The sequence below is a fragment of the Halorubrum vacuolatum genome (assembly GCF_900188065.1).
Lineage (GTDB): Archaea > Halobacteriota > Halobacteria > Halobacteriales > Haloferacaceae > Halorubrum > Halorubrum vacuolatum.
In genome coordinates this window covers 26,737-41,278 of record NZ_FZNQ01000021.1, presented here as the reverse complement: position 1 = coordinate 41,278, position 14,542 = coordinate 26,737, and the positions used below count along the sequence as shown (strand labels likewise).

The window sequence follows — 14,542 nt, the reverse complement described above, 5'->3', positions numbered from 1 at the left end:
ATACACGCATGGGTTGATCTCGACGAGCGCGAGGTCGTCAAACTCGTCGATACCGGCCCGAAAAACACGAACGTCGTCGAGAATTTGCGGACCCACTACTACCGGGAGGGGAAACGGGATCTACGCGACGATCTCACCCCATATAACGTCATCCAGCCGGATGGGCCGAGCTGGAACGTCGACGGCCACACCGTCGAGTGGCAAAACTGGCACGTCCGCGTCGGCTTCAACCACCGGGAGGGGTTAGTACTGTATGACATCACCTACGAGGACGAGGGCACAGAGCGACCGATCCTCCGACGGGCGTCCTATCCGGAGGTGGTGACGGCGTACAACGACCCCGATCCGGACCATGACTGGAAGGCCCCGTTCGACGTCGGCGAGTACGGTCTCGGGCGACTGGCGAATTCGTTGACCGAGGGCTGTGATTGTCTCGGATACATGCACTACTGGGACGCGGTCCTCAATGACGGCGACGGTAACGCACAGGTGATCCCCAACGCGATCTGTCTTCACGAGGAGGATTACGGTCTCCTCTGGAAGCACTACGACTGGCGGGTCGGTGATCACGAAGTCCGGCGGAATCGACGCCTCGTGATCTCGTTTATCTCCACGATCGGAAACTACGACTTCGCGTTCTACTGGTACTTCTACCAGGACGGCTCGATCGAGAGCGAAGTGAGACTCACCGGCTGTAACGCGACCGGACTTTTATCGGGAGACAACCGCGAGACCGGCTACTCTGAGACGATCGGTCCTGGACACAAGTCAATGCTCCACCAGCACGTCTTTAATTGTCGTCTGGATTTCACCATCGACGGCGAGACGAACACGGTCCGCGAGGTCAACCTCAACGACGTCCCCTACGGGCCCGAGGGATACGACCCAACTCCTCACGCCGGGGTGACTGATCAAAACCTGAATCCCCACGGCAACGCTGCCTACGTTGAGCGGACGCGGCTCGAACGCGAATCCGACGCACAACGCATGACCGACACCCACGCTGGCCGCTACTGGGAAATCGTTAACGAGAACGTGACGAACGACGCGACAGGTGAGCCCGTCGGCTATCGGCTCATGCCCAAGGCGGGAACGAACACCGCGTTTCCGATGCAGCCAGGCTCTTCGAATGCCAAACGAGCCGGGTTTGCGACGAAACACCTCTGGGTGAGCCAGTACGACGACGCGGAGCGCTACCCGGCCGGCGAGTATCCGAACCAACATCCCGGTGGCGTGGGGCTGCCAGTCTGGACCGATGCGGACCGCTCGATAGCCAACGAGGACCTCGTTGTCTGGTATAACATGTGTCAAACTCACGTGAGTGTGCCCGAAGATTGGCCGATACTTCCAACAAAGATGGTCTCATTCAAACTCGAACCTGCCCACTTCTTCGAGGAGAACCCAGCGATCGACGTCCCGCCAGAGCACGCGATCAAAGACATTGATAAATGGAAGACAGAGAACCAAGAGGGGATGGATCTTGAGGATAACTGAGACAGAGTGACGATTAGCAGGTACGTATGCCGGTCTTACCACATTAACCAACAACATCTATTGATCCGTGGAGCATGTTGGTTAACACAAAAATAGCCAATATCCTACGAGCCGTAACAAACTACATTTTTCATATCACTGGGATCCACCCCTCGTTGCCGCTTTGACATCCTCCTCACGCTAACGCGCGAGGATTCCTCCGTTGAGAGGTTCGGCTACCGACCCACGGAGGCAACTTGCGGGTTTGTGCACACTTCTTTGAGACTTTCGTGAGGGTGTGGTTTTCCCGACCAATCGTGGTCGTCCCACTCGAATCGCACGGGCCGTGCCATCGGCCTGAGTTCTGTATCGCTATTTTCTCGAAGGAACGTCTCTGACGCCGTGAGGTCGGCGTGTCCCTCAAAGCCACACGGACACGTCAGCGTATCCTCGTGGCGAACTGTCTCCTCGTGCCCCCCACACTCGGGACACGTTTGACTCGTCCACGCTTCCGACTTGACTTTGAGACTGATGCCGTACTCCTTACAGACACACGCGAGACGGTGGATAAACTTCTTGAACGCCCAGAAGCTGTGCGTCTTCTCGTTCACGCTGACCGACCAGTGTGTTTCCAGCACGTCGGTCAGATCACCCACGTACACCGTTGCCACACCCTCATCGTACAGGCGTTCAACGAGATTGCGCACCAGCGCGTTCTGTGCGTGGTCACGGCGCTTCGTCCGCTGTCGGTACAGCCGACGAATCCGCTTGGAGCTGTAGCGCCCCTCGCGGAGTTTTGACTGGAGGCGAGCGATTTCGTCGGTCGTCTCGCGGAACCGTCCGAACAACTCCCGACCATCGTAGAGGTACTGGTTCCCAGTGGTCGTGGAACAGGCGACGAGGTTGTTCGCGCCAACGTCGAGGGCGGCTTCGTGAGAAGCCAGTGGTGAATCCAGTCGAGAATCAGGAACGGTGACTGGTTGAAAAGCCCTAAACGTGTCGCTAACCTCGTCGTACCATTCGTGTTCGGTTAATACTTTCAGTTATATTCCACGCGCTTAGAGATAGACTACGTCGGGCGTGTACCTAGGAATTGACCGATGCTCAGACCTCTCAAACCGTCAGATAGGGCTTAACCGAACACCGATGGGCTCGGGACGACAACCAGACGACTCGGACGCCATTCGCTGATCCACTTAAACGCTTGTATATTACTTTCCAAGCGTATTTTACAGTGAGTGAGACCCCTCAACATGCCAATGCGACTGAAAACACTCATGCAAGGCATGCGGGTCTACATGAATCCGCGCGACTACGAAGTGATGATCGAATCCGCTCACAACCGTGAGGCCGAGATGGCATGCGTGTGATGGGAGAGATGGGCTGCCGTATCAGCGAGCTCACCTTCGGCCCTGACGACATCCGTGAAAGCACCCACGATGACGTGGACATCCTCTTTGTCACGATCTACGGCAAAAAGTCTAAAGGCCGAGGTACGAAAGGAAATCGGCGTGACGCATGGGTACCACGAGACCTGTATGAAGATCTCGAAGAGTACCGTAAGATAGAGGGCTTCGGTGAACGGGCCGGGTACTTCCCCGAGGACAAGCTCTCAATGGCACACTCCATCAAGAGGAGTGCAGAGAACGCCGTGTCACGTACCGGGAACGATGACTTCCAGCACGTGACTGCACACGACTTCAGGGTGTTCTTTGCCACGAACATGATGCTCCGCGAGCGCGTGGACCCCGAGGTCGTGATGGAACTCGGTGGGTGGGAAGACAGAGATAGAATCGACCCGTACCTGAACGCATTGTTCGACGACGTCATCCAGGACGCGCTCGCCGATGCAGGTCTCTTCAGTGACGAAGTGGACGTGGAACCCGACCCGCTCGAAATGCTCCAGAAGGAAATTGCTCAGCTGCGTGACGCCGTGAACAGCCTCGACCAGCGCCTGTCGCTCGACGACCCGAGAGACGACTCGCAGGCCGGGTTCGATGACCTCTAAGCTGCCGCCTTCGGCTAGTTGTCAGTTTCAGCGTTGATACGCTGTTTTTAAACAGTAAGAAAGGACTTCGACCGTGCGGCCTGTCGATTGTCATGATCTTCACGACTCTGTCAATTTCAAAGCGCGGAAGATGTTATTGGGTGTATTAACGGGATACGGATGTTGGGTTAACAATAGCTAGAACAAGGAGTTTGAGAGAGTATCAAGAGCTACGAGTATAGAAGCACTTGTTGAAAGGCTCTTGTTATCCGATACAAATATTTAAGATCGATAGAATTTCAAAAGTTGAATATATATTACTGAGATATGTACGATCTCACTGGGTTTCAGCGGGACCTGCTATGCGTCGTTGCTGGTCTTGAAGACCCGCATGGACTCGCAATCAAGGACGAACTAGAGGACTATTATGAAAAAGAGATCCACCACGGTCGACTGTATCCCAACCTTGACACACTCGTCGAGAAGGGACTTATAGAGAAAAGCCAGCGTGACCGACGGACCAACGAGTATACCACTACTCGACGCGGTACCAGAGAAATTGACGCACGAGTTGAGTGGGAAGCTCAGTACATTGACCGCGACAGCTGATTAACCCGTCAGCGGGACACAGTCTCAACTGCTCTTTGGAATCAATACGACTCCGCGGCTCTGTTGAAATCCTCAGGCAGTGATAGGTTTCGACCGTAGTGCGAGATACAGAGGGTGTATGCAGCACAGGTGGTTCGTTGCTTCCGACCAATCAGTGGTGAATCAACTGTTCGCTGAAGAGTGCGTACTGACTGCAGGTTGGTTCAACCGGTTTTGAACAAGCCATCTAAGATAGGTTTAGAGTAAGGAGACATACCACCGTTACTTTGATTGTATGATATAACATGAACTAATTATGGTTCCTAACTCGGGGGAGTTCGTGTGCTATTTCCCGACGGGGGTCACTATTGAACAGCCAGGTGTGGAGAGATCTCTTGTTGATGAATTCAACCGTTATCGGAGTGATACCCTCAGAGACGTGCTTCAGATAGTAAATCAAGTACAAGCCGGTGATATCGGAGAGGGCCCACTTATTAGTGGAATAGGATATTGGGGTACAGAACATGATTTAAACGAACCCATAGAATATGGGAATGACAAATATTGTAGGGTATTTGCACCGCACTTAGGCCACGGGTTTGATGTATATGAGCGGGAATTGATTACAAATGTTATTGCCGCAACCGACGCGGGCTTGTCGAAACCTGAACTCCCAGCCGCACAAATCCACGATATTTCTCTCGAATCCGTCTGGCTGAGGCCTGATCTCCATATGGGAATATCGATCCTCTTTGGCGTAGATCAGCCCCAAAATGCCGGGAGTGATATGGATGACCAAAACACACCTTCAGAGTATATGTCCAAAGCGGGAGATTGGGTAGTAGAACACAAAGACGAGATTCTAGCTAGCCTCCTTTCAGGATCGGCTTTGCAGGCAGCAGGATACTTCATGGACGACGGTCGCCACACAGAGTCCGCGGATAAAGATTTCAAAAGAGAATAAATCATATAATGCGTGCTGAGCGATCCGTGAGTCCTCTGTATCTCGCTATTCGGTATTGGAGCCAGCTTATTTCTTTATACTGCATGGAATGTCGTTGAGCCTAACTATTGACTGTTCAGGACACGAAGGCAGTCGCAAAGTATGTCGGTCTGTCGAAACCGACAGGGCTTGTACTGACCGATCACTACTCCTCGGAATCAAGCTTCAGCTCGTGCTGTATTCAGCACGCAGATCGTGTCAAGTCTGAAGGATTTCAACAGAGCCGACTCCGCTAAGTAATGATGGGCATCGGCGTTCGATCAAGCCTGCTCCGACGGTTCTGCGAGGTTTGCACCTCGCTCATTTCCTTCGTATACGCATAACTCAGTCGAGCTCAAAAGCCGTAGCCTATTACTATGAGTGTTAAGCGAACACGAATGGTACGAGGACGCACGTCGGCGGTCGAAGAACGTGCTGTCGAGCGCAGCGTGGCCAGACTCCGGGTGCTGCTGCGCAGAAACGCGCAGCAGCGCCCGCCACACCCACATTTTCAGCCGATCAAACGACTTGTAGATCGTCGTGTGATCGGGGATATCGTCCCGATCTAAGTCAAGAGCATCGCGGACCTCAGCCATGTACTTCAGCCGATTAGACGTTTCACGGTAGCTGTGGCCGTCTTCGACCCGAAAACAGTGCAAAACGACGTGAACCCAGCGGGCGAACCCGCCGCTGGCGGGCTCGCCCGCGTGCTTTCCCAACGCTTGTTTAGCTAGGTCACGACACTGCTCGATGAAGTCAAGGATATTGATCTCCATACCAAGCTCGATTTCCTCGGCTTCATCCTTCTAAACCGCCGAAAATGGCAGATAAGATCGCTATTCAACACAGCAGCTTTGTGAGGTACTGATTTTAAATTCCTAGAGCTTAACACGTATGCATACTACATACTCATATGGCAGTAGTTGTGACCTTAGAGTGTACAGAACCTGAATGTCCTACACAGACAAGGACAATAGAAATACCAGAAAGTGATCTTAAAGACGCTCTGAAATCTGAATTGAATGGCGCTGATGAAGTAGCAAAATTTCTTGGGCTAACCGAGCTATTCGATATCGGCCAAGCAGATCCTGAGACGTTATGGTGGCTTATCAGACAACTCTATATTTATTATAATATGAAACAGGACATTGACAATATAATTGGCGGGGATTCAACTAAAGAACCGTCACCCGAAGATAAGTTACTCTGTAACAGTTGCGGGGAGCCAATGACAGCGGGAGATATACGTATTGAATAACAATGCCTCAGAAAACCCGACTCAGTAAACAAGAATTGAAAAGGTTGAATATAAAAGCAAAATTCGGCAAAAACCTTCAGGGGCAAACAGATGATAAGGTAATCTTGCTCCTTGAGCACAAACACAAATTTGATCGTGAGGAGTCCGGCCAAGTAGAGGGAAACATGGTAGTATATCCCCCAGAAAGTTCTGAGGCGATTATATCTACAACGGAAGACATCGATCAAGTAATGCAAGAGTGCCGAAACGGAAACGAGTACACGGAGCTTGGCAATATAATAAGTGAGATACTTGCACGCCGGATTTGATTCCGGTTGTATATCTCGCAGACTGGCCACAACATACTCTATCTATCCGCTGAGCGCATTCATCAATAAACAAGGCGGATAGCTCGGGACTTGCCCCGACGTAGTTGACTATAAACACCCGACACAAGTGCGGAAACGGCTGCATTTGAACGACTGCATGGTAGATACAAAACAGAAGTTGCGACGAACGATGACACTGAAATGGCTGAACCGAGAGAACGCCACGAACACGGCAGTGCGATATATAAAATCAGACTCAACATGAGTGACCACGGATTGAAAGTAGATATCGCGCGTCCACCGGACGAGGATGAGGTTATATGTGATTTCCGTATCCCCAGTCTTCAAGATTCCCTTCCACTTCATCGAGATGCTGAAGCCCGGCTTTCATAAGTGCCTGGCGAAGGTCCGTGATGGAGACGTCCTCATCTAGTCGCTCCTCAAGTTCACCTTATGCTTCGCGCTCGCCTCGTTTTGTCTCTGGCTGAAGGAACAGTGGAACCCGTTCGCGACCGTCTTGGACACCATCACGGCGGAATTTATACGGTATCTGGAATTGTCTTTGATCTCGGTCGTCTGTCCTATCATCAGCTTGCGCAGGTTGGGTCTGTTCCGCATGACTGGGTGATGATCGCGTGCTGGCACTCTGATCTGATGGCTCATCGTCTGCAAATAGGTTCTCTCCGGCACCCTCTTTCATCCTTTTGAGGAGCTGTACATTCCTTTCTTCAGCGACGGGTGATTTGGAGGCTCTGGGCTCCAACTCGATCAAGCCGTGCTGTATCGACGCAGCCCGATAACCGAGAACAAAATCACCATAGAAACAAATTCGAAGTAACAGTATAAAAGGACTACCCAACTTTTTATCAGAATTAATTGGCCCTATTGAAACCCTCTACGATAGTGACTGAAATTAACCAACATGGCGTGGTGGAGAGATGAGTTGTTGGTTAAAATCGTACAGACTGTGGGGAAGGGCCTAATATTTAGGATAAACTATCTAACCCCGGATTCTAGGACTAATTTACTGAAAACGTGGTGTGTACCTGTTTCACCGCCTTGAGGACACCGATATCGACGTCTCGAAGCAGGGGTTCAGGCGGTCAGAATACACTTCGATAGTGGAGTGTAGGCCTACAAAGTGTGTTTTTCCACCCACGTATAGTGCATATCGCGATATGAATTTGTCAAGTCACTCCACCGCGTACCCCCACTCCTGGAGCTGATCGGCAGTTTCCTCGATGTGCATCAGCCCGACCAGGAGGGCTGCCTCGCGAAGATCAGCCTTCTTCACGCTCTCGCCGAGGAGGTCCTCGATCTTTGACTTCTGCTTGCGTTCAACCTCAACCGTCGTATCCTGAAGATGGAGTTGCTTAGTGTTCTCGCGGCCGTCCGTGATGCTACTCCGCCGGTGGATCCACGGAAGGCGCGGCGTTGACTCCTCCACGACCCGCGACGTGGTACGCTCATCTCGATGGAGGCCAGTGTCGACGCTGGCATCGGTGGAGCCGGTGTCGCTCCCCCCCGCTTCGTCTTCTTCCTCGTCGCCCCAGCCGTTAACTGAGCCCTCTTTGAAGCCCGCCATCAGACCGTCACCTCGTTATCCTCGTCGAGAGCTCCCGGTTCGGGTACCGACGGCGCCTCGACGCCAGCCTGCTGCTCAAGATATCGCGCGATCTCATCAAACTGCGCCAGCGTCTCGACCTCGTAGTCGCGGCGAGGGCTGCGATACTTCCGAACGTACTCGAACGCCGAACACTGCATCTTCCAGCAGCCCTCCATGAGCGCTGTCCGGTCGCCGATCACCGCCGGGACCTCGAATGGAACATCTTCGAGCATCTCCCGCTGGTCAGCGGTGTCTTTGTAGCCCATCGGGACGGCGCCAAGGACGCCGACGTCAATCTCTAGCTGGTCGGCGAAGTTTGTCGCCAGTTGCTCGAGTCCTTGGACAGAAGCCTCTCCCTTCGCGCTGGGCTCCAGTGGGATCAGGAGGTTTCGCATCGCGTAAATCGCGTTATAGAGGTGGATCGACTCGGTCGCTGGTGGGTCACAAACGACGACATCATACTCCGACGGTACGCCGTTCTCCGAGAGCACGCGTCGCAACTGCGCGTAGATATTGAACGCGTCACCAAAGTCCTCGGCCTTTTGTTTCTCTCTGCGTAGGTGGTCTTGTAGATCTGAGAGCGTGTTGTGCTCTGGGACGATGTCGACTCCCTCAGCCCTCCGGATCAGGTCGTTGAACTCACCACGGGGGCTCCCGACGAGGTGACGAACCAAGCTGTCAGCCTGCGGGTCGGTGCGATCGCCGTCGACATCGGCGAGGCGGCTCAAGTTGCCGTCTTGGGGATCAAGCGGGATGACGAGCACGTTGAGACCCGCGCGAGCGTGCGCGACCGCTGTGTTCCATGTCAGCGTTGTCTTGCCGACACCGCCGGCCTCGCTGTAGACGGTATATGAAAGCATTGTATCTTATCTAACTCTCATAGATTATATAGTTACGTCAGACAATAATCTAAGATTCTAAAATTAGATTCTTATCTAAGATTCTAATATAAGTAAGTTATCTAATAAGAGGAGGCGGCTTCAGATTCTCTCACAACGACCACCTGTCCACCTATGATCGGACTGCAGAGTTACAGAAACCAAGGAGAAAGCCTCGCCGAATCCCGTTCTGCAGGCGAGAAGTTGCCAGCGGTGACACGGGACCGGCCCGCTGTCCCGCGCTGGAATCCTCGCGCTTCAGCGCGGGGAGGATGTCAAAGGCGTCACATCAATCAGTAAGTTCCAGTAGAGTCTCGCCGAGAACGATCGCTTCGGCAGGCAGATACTGCGATGGGGATGCCCGAGCGCGAGGAAACTTCGCTGCTTACTGCGAGGAGGATTTCATGCCAGCGAGTTCGATATGGCACACCTGACCCCCGAGGAGGCGGCAAGCCTTCGCGACCAGCTTGACGAGTACCTCACATCGAGTGAGGAGACCGAGTGAGCCACCGACTGTTCAGTCGACCCCCCGGGGGTGCGCGGGGTATTGAAGGTCGACAGAAAACTCAAGTCAAAGGCGGTGATAGAACGGTTGTGTAGTCGGTTTCGGCTATGGTTTCAGACGGACCCTCGTGGTGTTGAAGCCGCTGAAGTTATGGCGATGCACGCACCGCCGTCCGAGTTTCAGACGGACCCTCGTGGTGTTGAAGCGCGATCCACTTTTCGATCCCGAACGGTTCGCCGATGGTTTCAGACGGACCCTCGTGGTGTTGAAGCAAGCCAGTCACCAAGGATGGCCGCCCGGCCGTCGTGAGTTTCAGACGGACCCCTGTGGTGTTGAAGCAACGAACGGATGCGCTGGTATGCCCGCGTGATTATGTTTCAGATGGACCTCTGTGGTGTTGAAGCGCAGTGCGAGGAGAGAAATCTATAGAACATTAGGGGTGGACCTGACAACTCAGGTGATGATTTTTAAGTGATAGCGCCGGACCTCCGGTATGGTGTATTACCAGACACGAGAGGTGATTTAGCCGGTGCGGATACTTACTCGACTCCGTGCGCGGCACGATGCGGCATACGATAATGCGTATCACCACAAGTTGCGTGGGCGAATCTGGAACGCACTTGAATCGAGCCCATACGACGACCTCCACGACGCCGAACGCCCCGCCCCGTTCGTCAGTTCCAACCCGTTCCCGCCGCGTGATATGGAGCGTGGCGATGAGCGGTCGCTCTTGATCGCGTCACCGAACGAGGAGCTGCTCGCATACATCGCCGAGGACTTGACCCGCAGGCGTGAGCTCAATATCGGTGAGATGCCCTTCCGCGTCACCGACGTCTCTCCGCTTTCGCCCGACGTGGGTGAGCCCGGGACAACAGGCACCTTAGAGACGGGGACGGGCGTCGTCGTCCGGATCCCGCCGTGGCGGTTTGACGACTACGGGATCAACGTGGATAGTGACGAGGCCGAGTTTTGGCGGCCTGAGCACACGTTAGACCCGTTTCTGACGCAGGTGGAGAACAACTTGGATAAAAAGCACAGCCTGTTCTGTGCGGATCACTTACCCGGTCCTTCGGACGTTGCTGGCAACCTCTTCGATGGGTACGAGCTTCTCAAGACGTTCGCGATCCCGGTGACGATCACGAGCGGGAGACAGGAGACGTGGGTTCTGAGCAAGTGGCGGTTCGATTACACCGTTCGCGACTCGGATCACCGTCGACACCTGAATCTCCTGTTGGACGTTGGGGTAGGTGAGGCCAACAGCCTCGGCTTTGGCTTTGTCAATATCACGAGCTATGACGGATAGAGACGCCGACGTGGCGGTCAGCCGGATGCACGATCGCCTCCCGGCAACGCTGTACGAGGTAGCGTGGCAATACACGCTCTTCGAGTGGTATAGCACACAGCAGTCGCCCGACCTCGATTTCGACCTTGCCCCGGAGTATCTCGCGTATCTGACGCCGAACGCGAAGAGCAACCTGTTTGGCGAGCGTGATAGCCTCCTTATCGCCTACGTCGATCTCTCCGACCCGGTGTATCCGAAGCTCCGATCGGATGCCGAGGGTGGCCCGGTCGAGTTGGCGACGTACACGGAGGCAGATCGCTTCCGGGTGGGCCATTCCTATCCTAACAAGAAGCGGGGTCTGATGACTGATTACTCCCTCACGACGCACAAAGGGGGCAAAGACGCTCGCTATCTTGCGGGCGTGAGTGGGTCGGGCACGAATACGCTCCGTGACCGATTCACGTCATGGCCGGTATCAGAGGCCGCCGATCAGGTCCGTGCGGAAGCGAACGGTGCTGATCGGGCGATTCTGGATGGGTTAGCCACGCTCGGTCAGGACGACGAGGTGATGGACCAGCTTTCAGATGCGTTCTTAGACCTTGTAGCATCCGAAGATGAGGAGTTGGAGGTGCTGATCACCGTCCGTGTGAAGCTCCCCGGTGAGGAGGAGTGGAAGTTCCCGGGGGAGGTTCCGGTGTTGAACGAGGTGATGCGGGTGAGGAAGCAAGCAAAACTTGAAAACATCAACGTCGACGATGCCAGCGGTCAGGGTGTCGGCTTGGTGAGCGACGAGCCGGGGCGTGTCACGGGCGGTTCACCCGGCGTGTTCTCAATGTACGGCAAGCAACAGCGAGAGCACTTCCCGGATCTGGATACGACTGGTTCATCCGCATGGCGAATCCACCCATTACGGTTTGACACCGCTGCGGCGGTTAGTTTGGCCGATTCCCTGTTCGACAACTTCCATCGAGGGCTCGGCTACAACCGGCGGCTGTTCTTGCTCCCGTATCTCGCAGTCCGTCGAAGTGAGCTTGACCCGGAGACGTTCGAGTGGTTCCACGATCGCGTCTACACCCGGCTTCGCGATGCCGAGGGCGGGTCAGACGGTTCATTCGATGAGACGGTATCGGGGTTCTTTGGCGATGCAGATCCCGTCCGTTCGGGCGGGCAGGCATCGATCACCGACTTTCTCTCCGAGCACGACGTCGGGTTTGGCGAGGAGTCGGCTGATTACTGGGACAGCGTCCGTTTTGCGGTCGTGCATCGGATCTCAGGCAACCCCGCCCGCGTCTTTTTCGACACGATCGATGGCGTCTCTCCGGCCTTGCAGCTTGAGAACGCACATAACGACGTGACCGGGAGTGCGGTCTTCGCTGCGGATGGGATCTTCAACGAGAACCCAGATCCAGACAAAAGCCCGCTTTTGGGCCGGAGCCTGAATCTCGTCCGGTACATCCTCTACGGGGGGTATTTCCGCCGGACGACAGAGCCAACCCGGAACAGCCGGGAGGCGAACGAACCGCCGGGAGCTGGTGACATAGACGATAGCCGGATGGAACGGGTGAGGAACTTGCTCACCGGGACGCCGATTGACGCCAGCCGGCTGTTAGAGCACTACATTCACCAGTTGGTGCAAGACCAGCACAAGATGTTCGGAGACGGCAACGGGTACGACTTGTTCCGGCGAAATGTCGTTGAGCAGTACGCCCAGATCCACGCTTTAGCGGCGGTGGGCGGGCTCGATACAAGCAACACAATTGCGTTCGGTTACACAGAGATGCCAACAGAATTTGAAACCCGAGAAGAGCGGTTGGATGAATTTATAGAGAGCCACGAGGCCCTTTCAGGAGCCTCCGAGCAGGCGATATTCACGCTTGGGGCGCTGGTCGGACGGATTACGGCGTACCAGAGCCGTAAGAATATCACGTCGACGCTCGTTCGCCGGTATCCGGTCGACTATATTACCAAGCAGACGGTCAAGGAGGTGACCAAAGGGACGCTCCAGATGGATAACACCTACGCTGAGGCTGACGGCAACCGATCATACTGGACGAACGCTCGCTATACCGACCGGCTGGCCGATACGATGCTGGCCGAAGATCCCCAGTCGTGGCGGCTCACAGAGGCCGAGATTCAATGGCTATACAGCCTCGGGATTGCCTACGGCCTGAGCGATTCGAGCCTGTACGACGAAGACGACGATGCCGTGGACGACGCGCCAGCCGCCCGCTTCCAGCCGCTGTTTCGCCGTTAGTAGGATCTCGCGAGCGAACGCGTTGATTGCCTCGTGGCACTCGATACGGCCGAATTTCGCGTTGCTGAACCCTTGATAGCCGAAGCAGGCGACGAGAATCCACTTTAGCGCTCCCGACCGTCCCTCGAGCTCCGCCAGCCGGTCCTCATCGGGGCCGTTCCGTTCCTTCTCGCGACGGATGGCCGCCTTGATCTCGTCGCGAGCGTCGATGATCGGCTGGAGCACGTCGACGAGGTAGCCCCGGTCGTCGCAGATCGAGTACCCGAGGCCGGGGACGTCGTTGCGGTCGCTGTGGCAGTCACACCGGATGACGTCCGGTGAGACGTTCCGGGTACAGATGATGTTCGGGTACAATGAGGAGAAGTCGAGTTCGTGGACGTTTTCGTGGAGGCCGACCTCAGGAGCGAAGATGAAGCCGCCGCGGTCGGCATCGTGGAGCGTCCCCATCGGCTTGTAGAACTCGTGACGCCAGGAGTTCCACGGCACGAGGACGCCGCGGTCGTGGGCCTCGCAAATCTGGATCGCGGTGAGGACGTTCCCGATCGACGCCCACGCGAGCTCCTGGACGGGCTTTTTCGAGCGCGACACGAGGTCGAGGACGCCGTCGAGGTTCGTCTCCCCGTAGAAGAACGTGTTCGACTCGTCGATGATCGCCCGTCCAGGGACGTTGTACCGCGCTGGGGAGTGGCCGACGCGACCGTAGCTCGAGTACGTCGACTGGCTCGCGAGCTGCTGGTAGTCGACGCCCGGCCACCGACTCAGCGAGAAGTCGTCGATGCCGGCATCCGTCGCCATCTCGTACAGGGTCGGGACGATCTCGCTCGTCGAGCAGACTAGGACGTCCGGATCGTGTGCGTCGAGCGCCCCCTGGACGGCGGTCAGGATATCCGTCGGTGAGCCGGTGACGGTGTCGCCGGCGACGGACAGCTCCACATAGACGTCGTTGCTCGTTTCGGTCACCGGGACGCTGAGCCGAAGCGTCGACAGCTCGCTCGCCGGCGTCGGATCGGCGCTGGTCTCCAGACAGTATCGGAACTCTCGCGAGAAGTCGACGTTGAAGCAGGCGAGATCCCCGACTGGATAGGCCGACAGCTGACGCGCCTGCCGGGCGAGTGGAGTGATGCGGTCGATGTGGGCGACGTCGACCGCGAGAACGGCCTCCTCGTCTCGTCGAAAGCCCGGCCGTCGCGTAACCATCTCGGTCGCGACGACGTCTGGGTGCTGGTCGTACACCGACTGGAGCGTCGTGAGGTCGAGGTTGGCATCAGGGTCCCGAGGGGCGACGTAGAATCGCGGTGTGTAGTTATCTCGTTCTGTTACGACGACGCCGTCGGCGGTTGCCTCCCACTCCAGGACGCGACCGTCGCTTAGGAAGTCAATTGTGAACGGCATTCCCTACAGAACCAACAGTGGGGTTCCGG

9 protein-coding genes, 4 pseudogenes and 1 CRISPR repeat array are annotated in these 14,542 nt (G+C 55.6%); of the genes and pseudogenes, 7 read left to right on the top strand and 6 right to left on the bottom strand.

All coding sequences use genetic code 11. The annotated features are described in order from the left end of the window. A partial coding sequence (locus tag CHB65_RS14250) for a primary-amine oxidase (RefSeq protein ID WP_089385715.1) occupies positions 1-1,494 on the top strand: 1,494 nt, incomplete at its 5' end. Between the two features lie 215 nt (positions 1,495-1,709). Here CHB65_RS14250 and CHB65_RS14245 read toward each other — a convergent pair. Further along, positions 1,710-2,489: pseudogene (locus tag CHB65_RS14245) on the bottom strand (RNA-guided endonuclease InsQ/TnpB family protein); the annotation flags it as partial. A gap of 353 nt (positions 2,490-2,842) precedes the next feature. On the opposite strand from CHB65_RS14245, the gene CHB65_RS14240 reads away from it, so the two are divergent. The 3 genes from CHB65_RS14240 (at position 2,843) to CHB65_RS17030 (ending at position 5,012) form a co-directional block, all read left to right on the top strand. Next, on the top strand, positions 2,843-3,481 hold the full coding sequence (locus tag CHB65_RS14240; RefSeq protein ID WP_179213677.1) for a site-specific integrase: 639 nt from the start codon (positions 2,843-2,845) through the stop codon (positions 3,479-3,481). A 306-nt stretch (positions 3,482-3,787) separates the two neighbouring features. Next, the gene (locus CHB65_RS14235) at positions 3,788-4,069 is read left to right on the top strand and encodes a helix-turn-helix transcriptional regulator (RefSeq protein ID WP_089385713.1); all 282 of its coding nucleotides are present in this window, start codon (positions 3,788-3,790) and stop codon (positions 4,067-4,069) included. 295 nt (positions 4,070-4,364) lie between these two features. Continuing rightward, complete coding sequence (locus tag CHB65_RS17030) at positions 4,365-5,012, top strand: hypothetical protein (protein ID WP_143420437.1); 648 nt, start codon at positions 4,365-4,367, stop codon at positions 5,010-5,012. 362 nt (positions 5,013-5,374) lie between these two features. On the opposite strand, the pseudogene CHB65_RS14225 reads toward CHB65_RS17030, so the two are convergent. After that, positions 5,375-5,806, bottom strand: a pseudogene (locus tag CHB65_RS14225) (IS5/IS1182 family transposase); the annotation flags it as partial. Between the two features lie 137 nt (positions 5,807-5,943). On the opposite strand from CHB65_RS14225, the gene CHB65_RS17025 reads away from it, so the two are divergent. Further along, complete coding sequence (locus tag CHB65_RS17025) at positions 5,944-6,288, top strand: hypothetical protein (RefSeq protein ID WP_143420436.1); 345 nt, start codon at positions 5,944-5,946, stop codon at positions 6,286-6,288. A 624-nt stretch (positions 6,289-6,912) separates the two neighbouring features. On the opposite strand, the pseudogene CHB65_RS18020 reads toward CHB65_RS17025, so the two are convergent. From CHB65_RS18020 to CHB65_RS14205, 3 genes and pseudogenes are all read right to left on the bottom strand, one after another. After that, positions 6,913-7,296 (bottom strand): annotated as a pseudogene (locus CHB65_RS18020) (hypothetical protein). A gap of 492 nt (positions 7,297-7,788) precedes the next feature. Beyond that, positions 7,789-8,181 (bottom strand): hypothetical protein, encoded by a 393-nt coding sequence (locus CHB65_RS14210; RefSeq protein ID WP_089385710.1) that lies wholly within the window; start codon positions 8,179-8,181, stop codon positions 7,789-7,791. Continuing rightward, entirely contained in the window at positions 8,181-9,062 is an 882-nt protein-coding gene (locus CHB65_RS14205; RefSeq protein WP_089385709.1) for a ParA family protein, read from the bottom strand. Before CHB65_RS14205 ends, CHB65_RS14210 begins: the two co-directional genes overlap by 1 nt. A gap of 633 nt (positions 9,063-9,695) precedes the next feature. Beyond that, positions 9,696-9,989: a CRISPR direct-repeat array (repeat unit 30 nt; unit sequence GTTTCAGACGGACCCTCGTGGTGTTGAAGC). Between the two features lie 125 nt (positions 9,990-10,114). Between CHB65_RS14205 and cas6 the strand changes: the two genes are divergently transcribed. Continuing rightward, the gene (cas6, locus tag CHB65_RS14200) at positions 10,115-10,888 is read left to right on the top strand and encodes a CRISPR-associated endoribonuclease Cas6 (protein WP_089385708.1); all 774 of its coding nucleotides are present in this window, start codon (positions 10,115-10,117) and stop codon (positions 10,886-10,888) included. Continuing rightward, positions 10,878-13,121, top strand: a complete 2,244-nt coding sequence (locus CHB65_RS14195; protein WP_089385707.1) for a TM1802 family CRISPR-associated protein — start codon at positions 10,878-10,880, stop codon at positions 13,119-13,121. Before cas6 ends, CHB65_RS14195 begins: the two co-directional genes overlap by 11 nt. Here CHB65_RS14195 and CHB65_RS14190 read toward each other — a convergent pair. Continuing rightward, a pseudogene (locus tag CHB65_RS14190) lies at positions 13,065-14,513 on the bottom strand (type B DNA-directed DNA polymerase); the annotation flags it as partial. The gene CHB65_RS14195 and the pseudogene CHB65_RS14190 overlap by 57 nt on opposite strands. Between the last annotated feature and the right edge of the window lie 29 nt (positions 14,514-14,542).

What these genes read in the sequence shown, in the direction of transcription:
- CHB65_RS14240 (WP_179213677.1), top strand. Translation starts at nt 2,843, where the DNA reads ATGGGAGAGATGGGCTGCCGTATCAGCGAGCTCACCTTCGGCCCTGAC.
- CHB65_RS17030 (WP_143420437.1), top strand. Translation starts at nt 4,365, where the DNA reads ATGGTTCCTAACTCGGGGGAGTTCGTGTGCTATTTCCCGACGGGGGTC.
- CHB65_RS17025 (WP_143420436.1), top strand. Translation starts at nt 5,944, where the DNA reads ATGGCAGTAGTTGTGACCTTAGAGTGTACAGAACCTGAATGTCCTACA.
- CHB65_RS14205 (WP_089385709.1), bottom strand. Translation starts at nt 9,062, where the DNA reads ATGCTTTCATATACCGTCTACAGCGAGGCCGGCGGTGTCGGCAAGACA.
- CHB65_RS14195 (WP_089385707.1), top strand. Translation starts at nt 10,878, where the DNA reads ATGACGGATAGAGACGCCGACGTGGCGGTCAGCCGGATGCACGATCGC.
- CHB65_RS14210 (WP_089385710.1), bottom strand. Translation starts at nt 8,181, where the DNA reads ATGGCGGGCTTCAAAGAGGGCTCAGTTAACGGCTGGGGCGACGAGGAA.
- CHB65_RS14235 (WP_089385713.1), top strand. Translation starts at nt 3,788, where the DNA reads ATGTACGATCTCACTGGGTTTCAGCGGGACCTGCTATGCGTCGTTGCT.